The sequence below is a fragment of the Rhodococcus sp. DN22 genome, assembly GCF_036669995.1.
GTDB classification, from domain to species: domain Bacteria; phylum Actinomycetota; class Actinomycetes; order Mycobacteriales; family Mycobacteriaceae; genus Rhodococcus_F; species Rhodococcus_F erythropolis.
Genome location: NZ_CP133326.1, coordinates 5,819,177 through 5,833,996, shown reverse-complemented (window position 1 = coordinate 5,833,996; position 14,820 = coordinate 5,819,177). Strand labels below are relative to the sequence as shown.

Genomic DNA, 14,820 nt, shown 5'->3' with positions numbered 1-14,820 from the left:
GCAGCACGCCGGAGCCTTGTTGATCGATTGGCACAATCTTTTGCGAGAGATGGGCATCCTCCCACTGAAGCGTCGGTGCGAGACAGCGCCTCGTAAGGACGACTGTACTTCCGGGCATTTTCTCTCGAACTTGGATTGACCGCACGAAAACCTGATGTTTGGGGGACAATCATCTGGGGCGATCACCTGGGGCGACAAGTCGAGGAGATGCAAATGTCCGAGGCCAAATCCGAAAGCACTGAGTCTTTTTCTGAGACGACACCGCCGGCGGAGCCGTCGAAACAATCGGTGCTCAGGCGGTACTACCCGGCTGCGGTGCCCGTCATCCTCGGCTTGATCATCTATTTCATGCCTGTTCCGGACGGTGTGGATCCCAAGGGCATGCACATGCTCGGAATTTTCGTCGGCACCATCGTGGCGTTGATCTTGCAGCCTCTGCCGACGGGTTCTGTGGCGCTGGTAGGCCTGTCGATCGCCATGATCACCCAGACCGAGACGCCGACGGAAGCGTTGTCCGGCTTCAGTAACACCACGATCTGGCTGATTGTCGCATCGTTCTTCATTGCCGAGGGCTTTCTGGTCACCGGACTCGGCAAACGGGTTGCGCTCATGTTCGTGACCAAACTCGGCAAGTCGAGTCTCGGATTGTCCTACGGAATGGCGTTGACGGACTTGATACTTGCTCCGGCGACGCCGTCGAACACCGCCCGTGCGGGTGGCGTCGTCTATCCGATCATCGTCTCGCTGAGCAAGTTGGAGGACTCCAATCCCGAGCCCGAGGACTCTCGCAAGAAGCTCGGAGCATATCTGCTGCTCACGTCGCTGCAAGTCAACGTCGTGACCTCCGCGATGTTCATCACCGCCATGGCGGGTAACCCTGTGGCCGTCGATGCGGCTGCCAAGATCGGCATCGACATCTCGTGGGGCAAATGGGCGCTGGCAGCATCGGTTCCGGGAATTGCGAGTCTCATCGCGATCCCGTGGGTGATGTCGAAGATCTTCCCGCCCACGATGTTGAAGACTCCGAAAGCACCCGAGCAAGCCAGGGAGGAACTGCGCAAGGCAGGTCCGATCAGCCGCAACGAGAAGATCATGGCCGCCACCTTCGTTCTGCTGCTGGTGCTCTGGTGCCTGGGCTCGCAGCTCAACGTCAATGCCACTACAACAGCATTCGTCGGAATCGGCATCCTGTTGGTGACCAAGGTGCTGACGTGGAACAACCTGGTCCACGACACCGGGGCGTGGCAGACGCTCGTGTTCTTTGCCGTTCTGGTCGGTATGGCAAGCCATCTCGAAGAACTCGGCGTGATCTCGTGGATCGGAACCCAGGTCTCCTCGAGCGTCGACGGTTTGCCGTGGATCTGGGCTTTTGCGATCCTGACCTTGGTGTACTTCTACGCGCACTATCTGTTTGCGTCGAACACCGCGCAGATCGTCGCGATGTACGCGGTGTTTCTCGGCGCGGCGGTGGCAACCGGTGCACCGCCGCTGTTCTCGGCCCTGGTGTTCGGCTTCATCGGCAGCCTGTTCGGCGGTATCTCGCACTACGCGTCCGGTCCGGCCGGAGTGATCTACGGTTCCGGATACATCAAGACCTCGGAATGGTTCCGAATCGGTTTCGTGATGAGCGTCGTGATCATCCTGATCTGGACGATCATCGGCGGCGCGTGGATGAAGCTGATCGGCGCCTGGTGACGATCAGTTGTCCTTGCGCCGCAATCCGAATCGCATCGATTCCTTGTTGACAGCGGCAATCGCGGTCAGCGGTATCTCCGCGGGACACACCTGCGCACATTCACCGTAGGTCGAGCACGGCCCGAAATCGGCCTCCATCTGGTGCGACATCGCTCGGGCCCGCTTGCCACGTTCGTTGCGGCCCTGCGTGACGAGAGACAGGTGGGTCAGTTTGGACCCGGTGAAGAGGTGCGCGGCACCGTTCGGGCAGGCTGCCACGCAAGCGCCGCAGCCGATGCACGCGGCGAAGTCCAGTGCAGCTTCGGCACTTTGATGCGAGAGCGGCTGACTGTCTGCGTCCGGCGCGGTTCCTGCATTGACCGAAACGTATCCACCGGCTTCGAGCACCCGGTCGAGCGCAGAGCGATCGACGACGAGGTCGCGGACCACTGGAAAGGCTGCGGAGCGGAACGGCTCCAGTTTGATTCGGTCACCGTCGGAGAAGCTACGCAGGTGCTGACGGCACGTGGGAGTGTTCGCAACCGGTCCATGGGGAACATTGTCGACCGTGATGCCGCAGGACCCGCAGATCCCTTCTCGGCAGTCGGAATCGAAGGCGATGGGTTCGTTGCCGCTCTCCACGAGTTGGTCGTTGAGTCGGTCGAGGAGCTCCAGCAGCGACATCTCCACCGTCGCGTCGTCTATTTGGTAGGTGTCGAATGCGCCGGACGACTCAGGTCCGGATTGGCGCCACACGTCCACGGTGATTTTCATACGTAGTTCCTCGTCTGCAGTGGAACAGCGGTGAAGGACAACGGCTCGTCGTGTCGAACGTGTCTGCCGTCCTGGGCGGTTTCCCACGCGGAGACGAAGCACCAGTCCTGATCGTTTCGCTGCGCTTCGCCGTCGGGAGTCTGATGTTCGGCACGAAAGTGCGCTCCACAGGACTCGTCACGATCGAGAGCATCGACGCACATCAGTTCGGCGAGCTCGAGGAAATCGGCTACCCTGCCGGCCCTTTCCAACTCCTGGTTGAACTGGTTTCCGCTGCCGGCAACTCGCAGGTTCGACCAGAAATCGGTTCGCAGTGCGCGGATTTCGGCGATCGCCTTGGTCAAGCCCTCGGCCGTTCGGGTGACACCGCAACCCGCATAGAGGATCTCTCCCAGTTGTCGATGGAACCTGTCGGGGCCGTGTGTTCCGCCGACCGAGAGCAGCAGGTCCACCCGACCCCTCACGTCAGTGAGCGTCGACGTCACAGCGGGATCGGACAGTTCGAGTGGAGTGGATCCGAGTAGCGGTGCAAGATAATTCGGAATCGCGTACGGGAGGGTGAACCAGCCGTCGACGCATGCCGAGAGCAACGAATTGGCGCCGAGGCGGTTGGCCCCGTGGTATCCCCAGCCTGCCTCACCACCGACGAACAAGCCGGGGATGGAGGTCATCTGGTCGTAGTCGTTCCACAGTCCTCCCATGGTGAAGTGGGCTCCGGGGGCGATGCGCATCGGCACCGTATAGGGGTCTTCGCTGGTGGCGTCGCGATACATCGAGAACAGATTTCCGTATCGCTCCTCGATGGTCTTGCGGCCGAGCCGTGCCAACGCATCGCGGAAATCCAGGTACACACTGTTTTTCAGAGGGCCGACGCCGTGACCGGAGTCGATTTGCTCGCGGGCGGCCCGTGAAGAGACGTCGCGGGGAGAGAGGTTCCCGAACGCCGGATATTTGCGCTCGAGGTAGTAGTCGCGTTCGTTTTCGGGAATGTCGCCGGGCTCACGATCGTCTCCGGGCTTGGCCGGTACCCAGATCCGGCCGTCGTTGCGCAGGGATTCGCTCATCAGAATGGTTTTCGACTGCCACTCGGAGTTGACGGGAAGTGCCGTCGGATGGAATTGGATGAACGAGGGTGAAGCCATCAACGCACCGCGTCGGTGCGCTCGCCAGGCGGCCGTGGCGTTGGAATTCTTCGCAAGTGTGGACTTGTGGAATACGGTTCCGTAGCCACCGGAGGCCAGTACGACGGCATGGCCTGTGGTGGCGCCGATCTCACCGGTCACGAGATCGCGTGTGACTATCCCTTGTGCTCGGCCGTCCGAAACGATGAGATCGAGCATCTCGGTTCGGGTGTGGAGGTTGACCGTTCCGGCTGCGATCTGACGTTGCAGTGCCTGCGACGACGCTATCTGCAACTGCTGGCCTGTCTGCCCGCGCGTGTAGTACGTGCGCGACACCTGTACGCCGCCGAAGGATCGGGTAGCGAGAGTGCCGCCGTACTCACGGGCGAACGGTGCTCCGATGGCATTCATGTGATCGATGACGCGTACGGATTCCTCTGCGAGTCGGAAGCAGTCGGCCTCGCGGCCGCGGAAATCGCCGCCCTTGACGGTGTCCTTCACGAAGCGGGCGAGACTGTCGTTGTCCACCTTTCGGGCACGAGCGGCGTTGATGCCGCCCTGCGCGGCGACGCTGTGTGCACGGCGCGGTGCATCGTGGAAGGTGAAGGATTCGACGTGGTAGCCCAGTTCACCAAGTGAGGCGGCGCAGGCCGCGCCGGCGAGTCCGGTACCGACGACGATGACCGTGAACTTGCGCCGGTTGAGCGGGCTGACGAGCTTGTAGTCGAGTTTGCGAGTGGGCCAGGCTGTCTCCGGATCGCCGGCCGGGACCTTACCGTCCACCGGCGTCCCGATGCTGCGCAGATCGTCGAGTTCGAAGCTGTTCACTTATGACGCTCCTGTCTTCGAGATGACGCCGGTCATCACCGCGATGGGGATCGACATGTTTCCGACCATCACGACGAGCGCAAAGATTCCGGAGAGTGCAACGGCAATCTGGCGCAGCCGTTGGCCGGTCACGCCGAGATCGTTGACCGCACTCCAGAGTCCGTGCGCGAGATGCATTGCCAGCAGAGCCATCGCGACGATGTAGAACGACGCCACCAGTGGACGCTCGAAGCTGGCGATCAGGTTGTCGTATGCGTAACTCTGCGTGCGCGTGGCTGCTTCGTACTCGGCGCTGCCGATGGGTCGGGTTCCGGTCGTGAGGTCGAGTATGTGGAAGATGACGAACAGCAGCAGCACTGCTCCGGTGACGGGCATTGTGCGCGCGGTAAAGGACTTGATTCCCAAGCCTTTACGTCGAAACTTCCCTCGAGCTCGGCGGCCACGGACGGTGAGCAACCAGGCGCACCAGACGTGTGCGACCAATGACGCGAGCAAGACGATGCGAAGAATCCACAGAAGTCCCTCGTATGGCAGGAAGGGTTCGAACACTGTGCGTAGCCAGTGTGCGTAGTCGTCGAAGTGATCGGCACCGGTGTAGACCTTCAGGTTTCCGATCATGTGGACGAGAACGAAAGCGGCGAAGATCAGTCCTGTCACGGCCATCAGAATCTTGCACGTGATGTTGGACGGCCGCGGTCGAGCTTGGAGTGAATCGCCGGTAGCTCGCGATACACGGGTCGGAGCACTCACAGACAAACCTCCCACGCCAGACTTGCCGGACAGGTGCCGTCAGCCTAAGCCCGATCGAGGTTTTCGGCCAACGGATGGGTGCCCGACTTGTCTGTTAATGCAGGTGAATGGGAGTGTAGGGGTGCTCATTACCCGAAAGTAAGGAACTCGTGAACGATGTTTGACTCGACGTGGCGACGGTGGTCATGGCGCGCCGGAACGGCATCGGCCCTGGCAGTGGCCTTGTTTGCGGTGGGGTCGCCGGCTGGTGCGCAGGAGACCGTCGACCTGGCCGACGTGTTCAACCCGTTGGTCGTGAAGGCACTCCAAGGCGCTGACATTTCCACCGAATTGACTCCACTCGGGCTCTCGTCCGATGATCCGTGGTTCGACGAACCTGAAATCGAGCCGGGTACCGCCCCCGGCACACTTCTCAAAGCGCGTCCGGTCAGCGTGCAGGTCTACCAGGTCCGTCCCGACGTGGTCTCGGCTCACCAACTCATGTACACCACCACTGATCACTTCGGTCGGCAGGTGATCAGCACCGGAATTCTGATGATTCCCGAGGACGGAACTGCGCCAGGTGATCGCAAGATCATCGGATACGCCGAGGCGAACGACAGCCTCGGCGCGAACTGCGCACCAAGTCACCAGTGGACCGGCGGCAATCAGAGCGACCCGGCGATGTTCTCGGCGCTCGGCCCGGTGGCTCAGATGTTCGGCCACGGCTGGGCAGTGATGATGAGCGACGTCGGCAACGACGGCGACACTGCTCCCCATCCGTTCTCGATCGGACAGTTCTCAGGGAAGGCAACGCTCGACGGCGTTCGGGCAGCACTCGCGCTTCCGGAAGGCGGCCTCGAATCAGACACCCCTGTCGGCATCTACGGTGTCGCCGGAGGCGGTGTCGCAGCGGGCTTTGCCGCGGAACAAGCCCATGAATATGCGCCGGAACTGAACGTCCAGGCCAGTGCCATTCAGGCGATGATGATCGACCCGGCCACGTTCGAGGAAACAGCGGCCGGTGGGATCGGTTCCGGATTCGTCTTCTCGAGCATTCTCGGATTCGACGCGGGCTACCCCGACGTTCGGCTCGACGACCATCTGACTCCGATCGGTCACAACGTCGCCGCAGCCTTCCGCGCGTCCTGCCAGGCGCTCTACCTCGGACTCCCATTCGTTCCGTTCGACGTCCTACTCACCAACCCTTCGCCCCGAACGATCCCTGCGCTGGCCGCGGCGTACGCGGACAACACGTTGGGAAAGCAGGCGCCGGCTTCCAAGCTTCTGATTTCTTCCTGTGAGGACGACTTTCTCGTTCCCTTCAGTGAGGCAGAGCAATTGGCGCAGACATATCGAGCAGACGGCGGCAACGTGGACCTGCTCCCGTCGCAGTGCGGGCCGCTCGATTACGTGACCAACCTGTACAAGACGGTGACCGATCAGCTGGGTATGCAGGACATCGCCTGGCTGGCAAAGACGTTCGACGAAGCCGAGGGACGATGAGCTTGCGGAAGTCTCTGACGCGCAGGGATTTTGCGCGCACGGTTCTCGTTGCTTCGGCAGGTATCGGCGGTGCCGTCGTACTGGGAGGCAGGGCGTCCGCGGGTACTGGTGAGCTCGACAGGTACCTCGACCTGGAAGCAGTGAACGCAAACGCCGAAGCCACGGGCGGTCTGCATCCTTCTCTGCCATCGGATTCCGCGACGCTGCGGTCTTTGGTGGATACCGCCCGAGCCTCGGGAGTGGATCCGCATCGCTATCAGACACTGCTCAAGCAGTACTGGCTCGCGGTCGGGACGGAGTCGGCAGGTATCGATCTCGCTTCGTGGACTCCGTTCGACGGTGTGCACGCGAATCTCGGAAACCTCACCAACACTTTCCAATTCTACGAGCGACTCCAGCTCGAGCATCGAGAGCTGCAGTGGGCAGGTATGGGAGGAATGGTCGGGCCCGCTTTCGCCGGTGGACTCCTCGACTTGGACTACGGGCGGGTTGTGCTGGAAGTCCAAGCGATCAGCGAGGCGATGGCACTGGTGTGGCGAGAGATCGACCGCATCGGGGCGCCGGTTGCATCGTCGATGGGAGCGCCCGAGGACATTGCGGCACTTCTCCAGGTCGGCCACGAGATTCGCCCCGAGGACGTGATGTGGTTCCAGGGGAAAGTGATTGCAATGAGCAAACACATCTTCTCGGACCTGATTCCCATGCACATGGCGTGGGTTCACGACGGTGTCGACGGCATCGCCGAACTCGATCGCGCAGGGCTGCTCGACGAGAACGCCCGTATCGCGTGGAACAACATTGCTTCGGGGACACCGGAATCGGTCTTCGACGGCAATGTGCGTCTGCTGCGAAGGGAGCAGTACCAGTCGGTGGGTGATCAGTGGGACGAGGCGAAGGCCTACCGCGGTAGCGTTGGTCGCTCGTTGACTTACCTGACCACCTTCGCCGCATCACCGTCGATGCCTGGCGTCGTGCCGCCACGCGAGTCGAACCCGCTCTCGTTCGAGGTGGGCAATGCTGTTGTGCAAACGCCGCTTCCGGACTTCAACTGGGCGGACCGGGATGGTCGTTGGACCTACATCAACGATCAGTTGCTCCCGGTCTACAACAACCTGATGAAGAATCAACCGGAACTGTGGCGAGCGACGCTGGCCGCGCCCGTCTCCGTTCGGATAACCGAGCAGCGAATGATCGCTCGCTTGCCGGACATGTTGCGGTCCATGTTGTCGACTCTGGCGATTACGGTCAACTGAACTCGGCGGTGGCGGGGCCTCAGGGTCCCGCCACCGCCCGTGAACTTGTCGGTCAGGCCTGGCTCAGCTCCGCTTGCATGCGCGCGGAGTCCTTGCCGACAGTGCGGGTAGCCAGGTAGATGAATACCGCGGTGAGTGCCAACATGATCGGCACGAGATACATGGCCGAGTTCAACCCGTCGCCGGCGTACTGAGCCAACTTCCCGGTACCGGCATCTGCAAGTGCACGCTTGGCGAACCAGTCCGAGATCGCTCCAACGGCAACCGGTCCGGAGAATCCGCCGAGAAGGTACATGGCAGCGAAGAACAACGCAGTCGCAGTGCCGCGGAGCCTGGGAACCACGACGTCGTGAATGGCAGGGTAGACGCTGATGTAGAAGCCGTAGGCCAGAAGCCACCCGGCCGAGAACAAGAGCGTGAACATCACGACGTTTCCGCCGTGTTGCAACAGTGCCAGCGCCGTCAAAGGTGCCGCCAATGCCGAGGTTCCGACACCGATCATCAACCGTGCGCGTGGTGAGCGTGCGCTGGCCTTGTCAGCGTAGCGAGCGCCGAGAAGCAATCCGATCAGGCCCGTGATTCCGACGATGATGCCGGTGACCGATGCCGCCGCAGTCAGTTTCAGGTGGTACTGGCGCATGAGCAGCGGGACGACAAACGAATTCACTGCGTAGGCGGCGAAGTTGAACGTCAGCCCGGCAAGGATGAGCCAACGAAGCGTGGGAATTGCGAGCAGACGACGGATCGGGCGGGTGATCGGTGCCTGTGAAACAGCGGCTGCGCGGGCCTCCGGACTTTCGGAACCACCACGAACCGGATCTGCCATGCGGTAGAGCACGACTGCAAGCAGGACACCGGGAATCGCCGCGAGGAAGAACGGTGCACGCCAGCTGTCGAATGCCTCGGCGATCTTGCCGACGGTGAAGTAGGCGAGCATGAGGCCAATTGGCAAACCGAGCATGAAGACACCAAGTGCGCGTGAGCGTCGTTCTGCCGGGTAGATATCACCGATCATCGAGTTGGCTGCAGGTGTGAAGGTCGCTTCGCCCACACCGACGCCGAGACGCGCGAGGATGAACAGCACATAGCTGCCGGCGGCACCGGTTGCTGCCGTCAGTCCGCTCCACACCAGGAGTCCGATCCCGATGATCTTGGGACGGTTCTTCGTGTCGGCCAACCGGCCCAGAGGCAGTCCTGCGACTGCGTAGACGAGGGTGAATGCAGAGGTGATCAATCCCAATTGCAAGTCGCTGAGCGAAAACTCGTTCTTGATCGGCTCGGCAACGACTGAGGGGATCGCCCGGTCGAAGAAGTTGAGCATGTTCGCGAGAAACAGGGCGACGAGTGTGCCGCCGAGAAGTTTGTCACGTGTTCCGACAGGGGCGCCGTCGACGGACGGCAGCGGCGGAGCGTCTCGTTGAATTGACATGATTGTTCCACCCTTTTCGCGAGTGCTGAATGAATTGTGCTGGGGGAGAAGCTCAGGACAGAGCGTCGGCGACCGCTTTCCCGATCGCCTGCATCCCGGCCGCAGTGGGATGCAGTGGAACCGCCGGCTGGGTAGGGACGATTCCCGTGTAGTAAGCAGTGGCAGGGTCCGTGCAGATGTCATGCCCGGCAGTGGTTTCGGTGATGTCGATGTACTCGACGCCGTGACGGGCCGCAGTTGCTGCCATGACCGTGTTGCCGTAGTCGATCACACTCTGGAGATAGTCGGCGTCGCGCGGCCAGAACGGCTGAGTGCCGGGGCAGCCGCCACCACGGATGTATGTTCCGTATCCGACCACGACGATGCGCGCCGACGGTGCTCGATCCTGCGCGACTTCGATCATGGAACTCCAACCTGTGGACGCATTTTCGATCATCTGTCGCTGTTGATCGACGCCACCGGAGGTGAACTTGTCACGGCAGGACGTTCCGGTGGGTTCGGGGAGTGGATTGACGCAGCTCAGAACTGTCGGGAACAACGAGATGTCGTTGGCACCGATGGTGATGGTGACGAGGTCGGTATCAGGCCCCAATGCTGTTGCCTGCGGTGATACTTGACCGGAGAACGTCGATTGTGCGGTGTCCGTGACGTTGGCGGATCGCGCCGACGAGCAGGTCATATCCGTGAGTTGAGCGCCGAGTTCTCGCGCCACCACGGACGGGTAGTTGTCGAGTGATCGTAGACAGCCCGGTGACGACGAGTCCTGCGCGGTGACCAGTGGGCCGGCCGCCGCGGAATCGCCGAGCGCGACGTACTGGATAGTGCTGACCGCTGTCTCGGCACTCGACACACCGGTCCCGAGAGCCGCGATCGAACCGGCAGCCACGACGCCTGCCAGAATGGCTGCGCTGCGCGTTTTCCACGTCACTCGAGGCTCCTCTTGGTCGAAGGTGGGACTTCCAGTTACGCCGCTGATTGTGAATTCGTGAGTGGCGTGGGTTACATAGTGATAGGAAAAAGGCAGGTCGGCCTTGTGGTGGCAATTCAATTCTGTGGAGGGTTTTGTGTCAGGAAACAAAGATCTGCCGTTCGAGCCGATCCTGGTTGGTGGCAGATCTCTGGCCGACCGACTGGCGCAACGCACCCATCCACTGGTCATTGAGACAGTCGATCTGGTCCACCGCGACGTCACCTTCTACCGGTTGCTCCCTGACGAGGCATTGCGTAACGACGTCACCACCATCGTGAGGCGCAATCTGGAACTGTTCATTTCGATGCTGCGGACCGGCGCCGATCTGGCGCCCGAGTTGCTCGCCGACATCAGCGAATCGGCTCGCCAACGGGCTCAGGAATTGGTTCCGCTCGGTGAGGTGCTGCGGGCATATCACTTGGCAGCCGGGCTGTGGTGGGAGACCATCAGCGAATGGGCGGTCCCGGAAGACGGTGTCGCACTTGCCCGCACCGGACGACTCTTGAATGCATACACCGCGGCTTCCGCGTCGGCGGTTCTTGCCGGCTACGGTTCCGACCATGTCACCCAGACGGACGAGGATTCTGCGCGAAGGTCATTGTTCGTAGCACTTTCGACGGGTGTCGATGTTGATCGGGTCTCCGACGATGTGGGCATCAGGTTGGCGCGCCTGTACTGGGTGGTGGCGCTGCACGTCGAACGGAATGACGACGAGTCCTCGACCGAGGTGGACACTGCCGTCGCCGAGCGGAGAAAGGTGCGCCACCTGCAACGAGAGCTTGATCAGGTGGGGCGTGACAAAGCGCTCGGGGTGCTCGGGAGCAGTGGCGGAGCCGTACTGATTCCTATTGTGGAATCGGAACCCGCTGAGGGGAACTGGGCGTCGAGTCCGCAGTATCTTTCATTGTGTCGACGATTGGGTGATCTCGAGAAGGTCATCGGTGCATCGACGGTTGCCGCCGTACATGTCGCGGCACCGCCGGCAATTCCCGCAGCGGTGTCGCAGGCGCGCGAGGTGCTGAACGTTGCCCGAAAGTACGGCCGTACAAGTGGGGTCGTGCGTCTCGAGGATCTTGCAGTCGAGTATCAACTGACCCGCCCGAGCGCTGCGCTGCCGATCCTCGCAGATGTGTTGTCGCGGTTGGAGTCCGATCCTGCCGTGCTCGAGACGCTCGAATCTTTCATCGACTCCGGATTCGATCGAGCTACCACCGCTCGGCAGTTGCACGTACACCCGAACACGGTCGTGTACCGCCTGCGTAAAGCGAGTTCCCTGACGGGACTTGACCTGTCGTCACCGAAAGATCTTGTACAGGTCACCATGGCGCTGGGAGCGCGTCGCGCGCTCGGAATGGAGGCGGACTCTTCCCAAACGTGATGCGTCTGTGGTTCTCTGTGAACGTGTCTGATTCTCGGATTGGCAATCCGGCCGGGAGACATGGCCAGACTGGGTCAGCTGATGGTGCAACGAGGCGCGTGGCGTGATCAGACGTTGATCGACTCCGCCTACCTCGACGAGTTGTCCGCGCCCTCTCCGTCCAATGGGGGGTACGGCTTCTTGACCTGGGTGAACGCGGGCGAGGACTTCTACTCCGTGAATGCGCCGGTGAGCAAGTATGTTTCGCATCCGGTGTGGCAGAACGCGCCTCGGGATCTCTATCTCCAGGAGTTCTTGCGGCTTGTCGTCGCTTCGATCGTGGACGTTCCACCGCCGCCGTACGTCGGGCCTCCCGTGCATGGGTCGGGTGGTCCGCTCATCGACGATCCGTCACAGCTCGTCGGCTTCGCGAACCCCGAATTGATCTTCGACACGATGGTCGGGACGGGGCGAGCAGGAACACCCGGATGCAACATCGTGATCTGCAACAACGAATTGTTGCCGTTCAGTGTCGCCGGCCTGCTCGGGGATGCTGCAGCTCAGATCGGTAACGCGGCAGGCGCGTCGATTCGAGATGCTGGTAGATGACGGTTTCGAACCCGAATTGTTGCCCAATATTTATGTTTAATCTGTGTGACGGTCAGTGAACAGTAAATTTGAGTCAAATGATGCAATCGCGACGAAATGTTCGTTACCGTGGGCTGGACAATCGACAATCTGGGGGTTCGGCTACATGGCAAATGTTCGTAGGTCTCTGACGAAGGGATTGATTGCTGCTTCGGTAATCGCCGCAGCCGGAGTGGGATTGTCGCCGGCGACAGCGAGTGCCGACATCACTCCGACGACGGTCGTCAACGGCATCCTGTCGACGGTGGGCGGCTGCCAAACACCGGTGCGGTCTCTCATTCTTGCGTGCACGAGTGCTGAGACGCTGACACGCCAGTCGCCCGTGCTGCTCGACCTCAACCCCGTGGGCACGAACATCGTCGTCTTGGGTGCCGGCCTCTTCGACGACGGCACGATGCGTCCGATGTTGGTCGACCGGCTTCAGGCGGCGCTCCAGCTGGCCCGTCAGTACCCGCAGTCTCCGATCATCACAAGCGGTGGGGCTCCGAAGGCCGGAGTAACGGAAGCCAGGGCAATGCGCGAATGGCTCGTTGCCAACGGCGTCAACCCGGGCCGGATCACCGAAGAGGGAACTTCGTGGTCGACAGTCGAGAATGCGATCAACTCTGCGCGGATTCTCGCCGATCGAGGCGCGACCGGCGTGGTTGTGGTCTCGAGCGCCAATCACGTGGAGCGCGCGATGGTGGACTTCCGCGTTGCAGTTCTCGGCCGGATCCCGGTCGCAGGCGTAATCGCTGCAACCTGACGTCAGTGATTGTGGGAGTTGGACTTTCGCCAGTTCAACGGCGAGGCGTCGAATCGTCGACGGAAGGCGCGGCTGAACGCTGCATCGGATTCGTAGCCGACAGTTATCGCAATGGTTCCGACCGGCTCGGTGGTTTGCACGAGTAGTTCGGCGGCACGGTCGAGTCGGCGCTCGGTGATGTAAGCGCCGGGCGTCTGGCCGACCAGTCGCGAGAAGCGCTCCGCAAAAGACGATCTCGACAGGGTGGACAGCGTCGCCAGTTCGTCGATGGTCCAGTTGCGTGACGGGTCGTTGTGGACGGCCTCGAGGGCCTGCCCGATTCGTGGATCCATTGCTGCGGTCAACCATCCGCCGTTCGATCCGTCCGCTCGAGCCCACGCTCTGAGGATCTGGACGAAGAGAAGGTCGAGAATCCGGGAAACCATCACGGAGGAACCAGGTTTCGGATCGTCCACCTCGGCGCCCAACAGTCGGCTGCTCACCTCGAGCCACTCGACCGGGGTTCCTTGTGTCGCGCGCAGTTCGACGAAGTCCGGCAGAACGGACAGCAGTCGCTGCGCTGCGACGTCGTCGAGTGTGAAAGTACCGAAAAGCCAACATGTTTCGTTTTTCGTGTGCATCGGCATCGCATTCTCGATCGTATGAGCAAGCCCATGGGGTAACAGTACGAGTTCCCCGGGGCCGAGTTCGATCGGGGCTTTGCCCTGCGTTCTGATCACGATGTCACCGTGCTCGGCAATGTGAAGTGCTCGCACCCCCGTGGGTACCTCCACGGTGAAGTTCTCGCCGTGGACGCAGCGATGAATCTGATCACCGCGAAGGTGGACGACTTCGAGAACGTGCGAGAGGGTGTCCCGGGTTCGAGTCTCGTCGGTGGTGGGTACGTACCGCTGTGATGATGTTGTCCTCATGGATCGATCACTCCGATGTCTCGAGCATTCGGCGTTTCTGCACAAAAACTTGGCAATCTGGTCATGGTTATTGATCCAGGATCCCCTTAACGTGGGTAACAGGCAAGGTCTGGGTTTCGAAGGCTTGCCGATCGTCGGAGTATTCGTCGCACTGCGTATCTGGAGGAGTTGGTCATGACAGAGAAGGTAAACATCGTTCTGGTGCATGGAGCCTGGGGAGACGGTTCTTCATTGGCGTCACGTCATACCCACCCTGCACAACGCCGGGCATCGAGTGGTTGCGGTCCAGAATCCGCTTACTTCGCTCGCCGACGACGTGGACCGGACCAGGAAGTTGGCCGAATCGATGGACGGCCCGACCCTGCTGGTCGGACACTCGTACGGCGGCGCGGTGATCACAGGCGCGGGTCATGCGGAAAACGTTGTGGGACTAATATATATCGCTGCCTTTGCGCCGGACGAGGGTGACAGCCTGGGAAGTATCTTCGCCCGCACGGATCAGCCGGCGGGCGCGGCGAACATCGCGCCGGACGCCGAGGGCTTCTTGTGGATCGCCCCGGACAAGTTTCAGGAGAGTTTCAGTCAGGATCGCGACGACACCGAAGCATTGGTCATGGCGCTGACGCAGAAACCCATTGCGGGTCAGTGCTTCTCGGACCCGTCAGGGCCGCCGGCATGGCGTGGGAAGCCCAGTTGGTATCTGGTTTCAGGGCAGGACCGAATGATTCCGCCGGAAACCGAGCGATGGATGGCAGAGCGTATCGGTGCCCGCGAGATCGAGGAACTCGACGCAGGCCATGCATCCTTGGCGTCCCACCCGCACGAGGTCACCCAGTTGATCCTGCGTGCTGCTGCAGAATTGTCGTGACGGCGTA

12 protein-coding genes and 1 pseudogene are annotated in these 14,820 nt (G+C 61.4%); 7 read left to right on the top strand and 6 right to left on the bottom strand.

Features of this window, described 5'->3' with window-relative positions; genetic code table 11:
- Nucleotides 1–213: 213 nt before the first annotated feature.
- Nucleotides 214–1,695 (top strand): anion permease, encoded by a 1,482-nt coding sequence (locus tag RA302_RS26940; RefSeq protein ID WP_030536065.1) that lies wholly within the window; start codon nt 214–216, stop codon nt 1,693–1,695.
- A gap of 3 nt (nt 1,696–1,698) precedes the next feature.
- On the opposite strand, the gene RA302_RS26935 is transcribed toward RA302_RS26940, so the two are convergent.
- The 3 genes from RA302_RS26935 to RA302_RS26925 are packed head-to-tail and all read right to left on the bottom strand — an operon-like array spanning nt 1,699 to nt 5,147.
- On the bottom strand, nt 1,699–2,448 hold the full coding sequence (locus RA302_RS26935) for a succinate dehydrogenase/fumarate reductase iron-sulfur subunit (RefSeq protein WP_003943253.1): 750 nt from the start codon (nt 2,446–2,448) through the stop codon (nt 1,699–1,701).
- The gene (locus RA302_RS26930; RefSeq protein ID WP_030536064.1) at nt 2,445–4,397 is read right to left on the bottom strand and encodes a fumarate reductase/succinate dehydrogenase flavoprotein subunit; all 1,953 of its coding nucleotides are present in this window, start codon (nt 4,395–4,397) and stop codon (nt 2,445–2,447) included. Before RA302_RS26930 ends, RA302_RS26935 begins: the two co-directional genes overlap by 4 nt.
- Complete coding sequence (locus tag RA302_RS26925; RefSeq protein WP_030536063.1) at nt 4,398–5,147, bottom strand: succinate dehydrogenase cytochrome b subunit; 750 nt, start codon at nt 5,145–5,147, stop codon at nt 4,398–4,400.
- A 156-nt stretch (nt 5,148–5,303) separates the two neighbouring features.
- Here RA302_RS26925 and RA302_RS26920 point away from each other — a divergent pair, with 156 nt between their 5' ends.
- Together RA302_RS26920 and RA302_RS26915 are read left to right on the top strand one after the other, a co-directional pair.
- Nucleotides 5,304–6,632 carry a lipase family protein gene (locus RA302_RS26920; RefSeq protein WP_030536062.1) on the top strand — a complete coding sequence of 443 codons (1,329 nt, stop codon included), beginning with the start codon at nt 5,304–5,306 and terminating at the stop codon, nt 6,630–6,632.
- Nucleotides 6,629–7,885, top strand: coding sequence for a Tat pathway signal protein (locus tag RA302_RS26915; protein ID WP_030536061.1), 1,257 nt, complete (start codon nt 6,629–6,631; stop codon nt 7,883–7,885). The genes RA302_RS26920 and RA302_RS26915 overlap by 4 nt, the downstream gene beginning before the upstream one ends.
- A 52-nt stretch (nt 7,886–7,937) precedes the next feature.
- Here the strand turns inward: RA302_RS26915 and RA302_RS26910 are convergent, their stop codons facing one another.
- A complete protein-coding gene (locus RA302_RS26910) occupies nt 7,938–9,314 on the bottom strand; it encodes an MFS transporter (RefSeq protein ID WP_003942962.1) in 1,377 nt (458 codons plus the stop codon).
- 52 nt (nt 9,315–9,366) lie between these two features.
- Nucleotides 9,367–10,242: an SGNH/GDSL hydrolase family protein gene (locus RA302_RS26905; RefSeq protein WP_030536060.1), complete on the bottom strand. Its 876-nt coding sequence runs from the start codon at nt 10,240–10,242 to the stop codon at nt 9,367–9,369.
- 136 nt (nt 10,243–10,378) lie between these two features.
- Here RA302_RS26905 and RA302_RS26900 point away from each other — a divergent pair, with 136 nt between their 5' ends.
- The 3 genes from RA302_RS26900 to RA302_RS26890 are packed head-to-tail and all read left to right on the top strand — an operon-like array spanning nt 10,379 to nt 13,034.
- On the top strand, nt 10,379–11,662 hold the full coding sequence (locus tag RA302_RS26900; protein ID WP_007730774.1) for a PucR family transcriptional regulator: 1,284 nt from the start codon (nt 10,379–10,381) through the stop codon (nt 11,660–11,662).
- Between the two features lie 60 nt (nt 11,663–11,722).
- Nucleotides 11,723–12,250: a hypothetical protein gene (locus RA302_RS26895; protein ID WP_007730781.1), complete on the top strand. Its 528-nt coding sequence runs from the start codon at nt 11,723–11,725 to the stop codon at nt 12,248–12,250.
- A 55-nt stretch (nt 12,251–12,305) separates the two neighbouring features.
- Nucleotides 12,306–13,034, top strand: a complete 729-nt coding sequence (locus RA302_RS26890; RefSeq protein WP_030536059.1) for a YdcF family protein — start codon at nt 12,306–12,308, stop codon at nt 13,032–13,034.
- 2 nt (nt 13,035–13,036) lie between these two features.
- Here the strand turns inward: RA302_RS26890 and RA302_RS26885 are convergent, their stop codons facing one another.
- Complete coding sequence (locus RA302_RS26885) at nt 13,037–13,945, bottom strand: AraC family transcriptional regulator (protein ID WP_007730783.1); 909 nt, start codon at nt 13,943–13,945, stop codon at nt 13,037–13,039.
- 174 nt (nt 13,946–14,119) lie between these two features.
- Here RA302_RS26885 and RA302_RS26880 point away from each other — a divergent pair.
- Nucleotides 14,120–14,813, top strand: a pseudogene (locus RA302_RS26880) (alpha/beta hydrolase).
- Nucleotides 14,814–14,820: the final 7 nt, after the last annotated feature.

Coding starts and splice junctions, on each gene's coding strand:
- RA302_RS26940 (WP_030536065.1), top strand. CDS start 214: ATGTCCGAGGCCAAATCCGAAAGCACTGAGTCTTTTTCTGAGACGACA.
- RA302_RS26910 (WP_003942962.1), bottom strand. CDS start 9,314: ATGTCAATTCAACGAGACGCTCCGCCGCTGCCGTCCGTCGACGGCGCC.
- RA302_RS26935 (WP_003943253.1), bottom strand. CDS start 2,448: ATGAAAATCACCGTGGACGTGTGGCGCCAATCCGGACCTGAGTCGTCC.
- RA302_RS26885 (WP_007730783.1), bottom strand. CDS start 13,945: ATGAGGACAACATCATCACAGCGGTACGTACCCACCACCGACGAGACT.
- RA302_RS26920 (WP_030536062.1), top strand. CDS start 5,304: ATGTTTGACTCGACGTGGCGACGGTGGTCATGGCGCGCCGGAACGGCA.
- RA302_RS26895 (WP_007730781.1), top strand. CDS start 11,723: ATGGCCAGACTGGGTCAGCTGATGGTGCAACGAGGCGCGTGGCGTGAT.
- RA302_RS26915 (WP_030536061.1), top strand. CDS start 6,629: ATGAGCTTGCGGAAGTCTCTGACGCGCAGGGATTTTGCGCGCACGGTT.